Annotated in this window: 5 protein-coding genes and 3 rRNA genes; 7 read left to right on the top strand and 1 reads right to left on the bottom strand. The window is 32.8% G+C overall.

Annotated elements, in window-relative coordinates; genetic code table 11:
* The 4 genes from ACKI30_RS09965 to ACKI30_RS09950 form a co-directional block, all read left to right on the top strand.
* A 23S ribosomal RNA gene (locus ACKI30_RS09965) occupies window positions 1-182 on the top strand; the annotation flags it as partial.
* A 125-nt stretch (window positions 183-307) separates the two neighbouring features.
* A 5S ribosomal RNA gene (rrf, locus tag ACKI30_RS09960) occupies window positions 308-425 on the top strand.
* Between the two features lie 61 nt (window positions 426-486).
* Window positions 487-604: ribosomal RNA gene (rrf, locus tag ACKI30_RS09955) — 5S ribosomal RNA — on the top strand.
* Between the two features lie 204 nt (window positions 605-808).
* On the top strand, window positions 809-1,723 hold the full coding sequence (locus ACKI30_RS09950) for a transcription initiation factor IIB (RefSeq protein WP_407412072.1): 915 nt from the start codon (window positions 809-811) through the stop codon (window positions 1,721-1,723).
* Window positions 1,724-2,089: 366 nt separating this feature from the next.
* On the opposite strand, the gene ACKI30_RS09945 is transcribed toward ACKI30_RS09950, so the two are convergent.
* Window positions 2,090-2,737 (bottom strand): stage II sporulation protein M, encoded by a 648-nt coding sequence (locus tag ACKI30_RS09945; protein WP_407412070.1) that lies wholly within the window; start codon window positions 2,735-2,737, stop codon window positions 2,090-2,092.
* 336 nt (window positions 2,738-3,073) lie between these two features.
* Here ACKI30_RS09945 and ACKI30_RS09940 point away from each other — a divergent pair, with 336 nt between their 5' ends.
* The 3 genes from ACKI30_RS09940 to ACKI30_RS09930 all read left to right on the top strand — a co-directional run bounded on the left by ACKI30_RS09940 (window position 3,074) and on the right by ACKI30_RS09930 (window position 5,641).
* Window positions 3,074-3,646 carry a transglutaminase family protein gene (locus ACKI30_RS09940; protein ID WP_407412068.1) on the top strand — a complete coding sequence of 191 codons (573 nt, stop codon included), beginning with the start codon at window positions 3,074-3,076 and terminating at the stop codon, window positions 3,644-3,646.
* Window positions 3,647-3,754: 108 nt separating this feature from the next.
* Window positions 3,755-3,949 carry a hypothetical protein gene (locus ACKI30_RS09935; RefSeq protein WP_407412066.1) on the top strand — a complete coding sequence of 65 codons (195 nt, stop codon included), beginning with the start codon at window positions 3,755-3,757 and terminating at the stop codon, window positions 3,947-3,949.
* Between the two features lie 231 nt (window positions 3,950-4,180).
* Window positions 4,181-5,641, top strand: a complete 1,461-nt coding sequence (locus ACKI30_RS09930) for an ATP-binding protein (protein WP_116592022.1) — start codon at window positions 4,181-4,183, stop codon at window positions 5,639-5,641.
* Window positions 5,642-5,746 lie beyond the last annotated feature (105 nt).

Genomic DNA, 5,746 nt, shown 5'->3' with positions numbered 1-5,746 from the left:
TGCCGGGCAGCTACGCGCTAGGTGATAAAGGCTGAAAGCATCTAAGCCTGAGGTATCCCCTGAAAATAGATTGCTTAGGACGCGAGTAGAAGACTTGTTTGATGGGGTAGGGATGTAAGCTTCGAGGTTTTTTTTCCGAGTTGTTGAGTCCGCTGCTTCCAATTGTTCGCTTGCATTATTTTAATTGTTAGTAAACGTATACATTCTTTAGAATGATATATAGTTTAATAATAATTTGGTTAGGTGTTAACAGTAAGGGTGAAAGTTGCACTGATAATTCATTATCATATTGGTTTGTATATTTAGGTATTGCGGTCATAGCATGGGGGTTATACCTGGTCTCGTTTCGATCCCAGTAGTGAAGTCCTTTTGTGTTTTGTTTGTGTACTATGGTTTTCTATGGGAATTTCATTTCGCTGCAAGCCTTCTTATATACAAATCATTTACTTTAATACTTTTTATTTATCATTTTCATAATATAATGAGTATTGCGGTCATAGCATGGGGGTTATACCTGGTCTCGTTTCGATCCCAGTAGTGAAGTCCTTTTGTGTTTTGTTTGTGTACTATGGTTTTCTATGGGAATTTCATTTCGCTGCAAGCTCATTATACTTATAAATCAAGCACCTTGAATTTATACAACCATTTAACTTAAAATCTGTAAAAACTAATTAAACTATTTTTTATCCTTTAATAATTAGTTTTCGTTGTCGACCACCACTGGAATTTGATTCCGTTATCCTTAAAGGGGGATGATATTATAACAACCAAAACCGCACAATTTAATCAGGCATTTGTACAGGATGATATTCGCATTGATGATAATGCCATGCACTGTCCGGAATGCGATTCAACAGATTTGTTTTTTGACAGTGAAAGGGCAGAAATTTCATGCAACCGCTGTGGAATTGTCATTGATGAAAGCTTAATTGATCAAGGCCCTGAATGGAGAGCATTTAATCATGAGCAAAGAGCTCAACGTACTAGAACCGGCGCTCCTCTCACTTTAACTATTGCAGATAAAGGGTTACGAACTTTTATGGGTTCTAATAATTTAGACTCAAACGGTCGCATGTTTCCTGAAAGAAACAGGGCGCAAATCCATAGGATGAGAAAATGGGATAGGCGTGCCAGGGTTTCAAGTGCAGGTGAGAGAAATCTTGCAATTGCTTTAAGTGAAATTGACCGTTTGGCATCAAGATTAGGTGTTCCAAGGTCTGTTAGGGAAGATGCTTCAAGTATCTATAGGAATGCAGCCAAAAAGAATATTGTTCGTGGAAGAAGCATTGATAGTGTTGTAGCCGCTTCTATTTACATCGCTTGCAGACGCTGCAATATTCCGCGTACTTTAGATGAGGTTTCTGAAGCTTCAAATATTTCCAAAAAGCAGATTGGCAAGAATCATCGTTTTCTTGCAAGGGAATTGAATATCAAGTTGCAGCCTATATCTCCTAGGGATTACATTTCAAGATTTGCAAGCAAATTGGGATTGTCAGGCCTGGTTCAAGCAAAGGCGATTGACATTATCGATCTCTCTTTTGAAAATGGATTGAATGTTGGTAAGGGACCTGCAGGTATTGTGGCTGCTGCATTGTATATTGCATCAATTCTGCTTGGTGAGAAGAAAACCCAAAAAGAGGTTTCCGTCATTGCTGGTGTCACTGAAGTCACCATACGCAACCGTTATAAGGAGTTAGTCGAAAAACTTGGCATGGTTGTATAATCATATTTCATTTTTATTTTTTTATTTTCTTCGTATCTCTGTCATGTGAATTCAAACCGGATATTGCTTGTTTGGGTTATATTCGGAATTAAAGAACTAGTGTTTCGAATTTAATGTGCAATTAACTGAAAAAGATTGTATAGAATATTTGTAAAGGGTTATGTAAGTTATAGTATTTTTGATAGGTATTGTTGTTTAAATCATTTGAATTTTTTATTTGTTTTTCACATTGCCTTTGTTCAAATTGCTTCATAAACGAAATCTTGCATTCGTTCAAACATCGGGGCTAAATGGAGTAATTGTATATAATTCACCACCTGGGGAGAAACACGCAAATCAGGAGTAGTTCCTGATTTACTTATTTTTTTAATTTCCGACTATCAGATTTGAGATTGGTACTGAAAGATAAGCTTCAATCGGAGCTGCAATTATCAGCAGTATTGTTGCAAAAACCATAAGAACCAAGCTTTGAATCAGTGTCTTTTTATGCATTTCAAATGCATGGGATATCTTTTTGCTGAATCCTTTTTCATCGCTTCTGATTATTGCTTTTATCATTCTCCATATGAAGAGGAACAGGAGTATTCCCGCAGTTGACTCGATGACAGTTGCTGTGAATTCAAATATTCCATGAGGAATCAGGTAAATTATGTATTCGAGACCTCCATTTGGGTGTAGTGATGAAATCAAAGCCCCTGTTGCTCCAATATTTATTCCATTATATGCAAGTGAAACGATTGCAGCGATTCCAAAGAATATTGAAGAAAGATAGATTATTATTCCGCCCATCTCATTGTGTATGAAAAGGTCCATTGCACTTGCATATCCTCCAGACGGTGTTTGTGTTGTTGTGTTTGTAAAATCAGGCAGTGGATTTGCTGAGAGTACGTTTGATGATACGATCCATCCGCCAATCAGTAGGAGTATGAAAGCGACATAAAATATTATAATCATTTTTTTATTGTCTTTCAAACTTTCTATCAGTAATTCTTTAAATGTTGTCAGATACTTCATGTTAATAGTTTTCCTTTGAATTTATTTATTTGTAATGTTTTTTCCTATTAAGATAGGATTAAATACCATATTTTATATAAATAATAGTGTCGTATCATTTTTTGACCAATGCCTACGGTCCTTCTATGAGGGAAGCTTTCGCTGTTGATGATTAGGAGAAACCCAGCATTGGATAGGCTGCCCGTTTCGAGGGTTACTCGAGGAGCGAAGGGTATTCTAGCGATGATTCAAGAGAGTTAGTATACGGGCAAAATCCATTTTAAAAAGTTTTTTAAATTAATAAAGCAATATTTTTATTTTATTTTAGTTTTAATCTATTATGTGTGGATGAATTACATGGAAGAATATTTGATGGAAACACCGAGCATTGATTTCATGAATCCTCTTATTCAAGATAAGGTTGGGCAATTGATGAGTCAATCTGAAGATAATCTGGATTATATAAAACGATGTTACATCTTTGTTAGGGATGAAATTTCTCATTCATGGGACATTAAAACAGATGTGGTTTCAAAAACTGCCAGTGAGGTGCTTGAAAATAAAACTGGAATCTGCTGGACAAAATCATGTCTTCTTGCAGCACTTCTAAGAGCAAATCAGATTCCCTCAGGCATCAGTTATCAGCTGCTTACAAGAGCAGATGATGATAGTGAGGGTTATATGATTCATGCTTTAAACACGGTGCATATAAAAGATTTTAATAAATGGATCAGACTTGATGCCCGAGGAAATAAAGAAAATATCAATGCACGTTTTAGCTTAGATGAAGAATGTCTAGCATATTCAATTCGAGAGGAATTCGGTGAAATTGACTATCATGATAATCATGCAGATTTGGATGAAAGATTGGTTAGAATTCTGAGCAAATCTGAGAATATATTGGAAATTACAACTGATTTTGAGTTTTAGTTAGAATTTCATTAACATTATGTGTTTTTTCACGAAGTCACACTTCAAAAATATTTATTATTAATAAAGTTGATATCTTATAATACTAGTAAATAGGGAGGAATTATTTTGACTGAAGGAAATGAATTGGATTCCACTTGTGGAATTTCCGATGAAGAGCTCACTGAAAGGTTTAAAGAATCAATTAGAATTGATCAGGAAATATGTAAAGTTAAAGGACTTCCTATTGCCGGATATGATGATGAATTGGATAGTCCCTACATTGAGTATCCTGATGGGAAAAGAGAGTATGTCAAAGAATAAGAAAAAACTTCCATAAATTATTGTTTTTACAGTCGTTATGAATGCTATTTTGTATAATTGTGGCTAAAATCTATTTTAAGGACTTTATTTACTTTTTAAAGTGTAAATAATTTTGTCATGTTTTTCAATATTATAAATTTTATTGAATATTATTTTATATATTATCATTCAATATATTGAATATATATTTATATAATAGTGTTCAATATATTATCAAAGAGGTGATTTAGTATGAATCCTGATAATGAAGATTCAATTCATGATTTTTTACAAAGCCAAATAACAGATACTCCTTTATCTCTAAACAATGAGTTATCAAATAGGGGTGTTAAATTTAATCATAGGGATGATTTTGAAGAAATAAGAACATTTATAGATGAATTCATCGATGGAAATAATGTTAATCGTTATATTGTATTGCCGGGTCTTAGAGGTGTTGGAAAAACAACAATCTTATTTCAGGTATATGACTACTTGTTGAATCAAAAAAATATCCGTCATGAACAGATATTATATTTTTCCTGTGAGGAACTAAATAAAATAGAAGATTGTGACATCTATGATACCATCAAATATTATCTAAAAACATTCCATAACTCCTCACTGCAGACACTTGATGAAAAATTATTCTTATTAATTGACGAATCACATTTTGATAAAGATTGGTCACTTTCAGGTAAAATAATCACTGATAAATCTAAAAATATATTTGCGATTTTTACAGGTTCATCAGCAATAAATCTTGAATATAATGCTGAAGCCGCAAGAAGGATGATACGATATCCAATAACTCCCCTAAATTATTCACAACATTTAAAATTAAAATATAATTATCACACAGATATTTCCAATGATTTGATAGATTTATTATTTAATGGCAATGTTGATAATGCAATCATAAAAGAAAAGCAGGTAAATCGTGATTTATTAAATCTAAAAAATTATCATTCAATGGATTGGGATAATTATTTTAAATTTGGAGGATTTCCGTCAGTGATGCATGATACGAATCACAGAAATGCATTTAAAAAATTATACTACTCAGTTGAAACTGTGGTGACAAAAGATTTAGGGACAATGAATAACCTGACTGCAAATACACAAACAAATGCATTAAGATTAATGAAATTTTTGGCGGAAAAATATCCTGGTGACATTTCACAAAATGCGCTTGCAAATAAAATCAAAACTTCTGCAGGAAGTGTTAATACAATAATGGACTTACTTGAAAAGACTCATTTGATATTTCACACAGAACCTTATGCAGGTGCAAATGCAAGAGCAAAAAAATCATGGCAGTATTATTTTGCAACACCAAGCATAATGCATGCAATAAATCTCAAATTCGGATTTTCATCTATAAAATTGAGTGAATATGAAGGAATATTGCTTGAAACATTAGTCGGATCAAACCTTGTTAATTTGAAAAATAGTGAACAGTTCTTTGAATTCAGTATATTCTACGATACATATAAAGTGAAAAAGCAAAAGGTTGATTTTATAATAAAAAAAGATTTTGATGAAGTAATCCCAATAGAAGTTGGACACGGTAATAAAGGTACTGATCAAATTAAGGATGCAATAAGACGTTATAAAGCTCCACATGGAATTGTTATATCTGATACAACAAAAACAATTGAAAAAGTTGATAATGTAATATTCGTGCCAATAAAAACTTTCTCATTAATGTAAAAACTATTAAAATTTGGGAAATATTATTTATTTTCCATTTTTTGTATATGGTGTAGTGTGTTTAAATATTATTATATCATATTAATTGTGTAAGAGCGAAAAGGA

Origin of the sequence: Methanobrevibacter sp., assembly GCF_045539575.1 — an archaeon.
Classification (GTDB): domain Archaea; phylum Methanobacteriota; class Methanobacteria; order Methanobacteriales; family Methanobacteriaceae; genus Methanocatella.
This window is presented reverse-complemented; position numbering and strand designations above follow the sequence as displayed.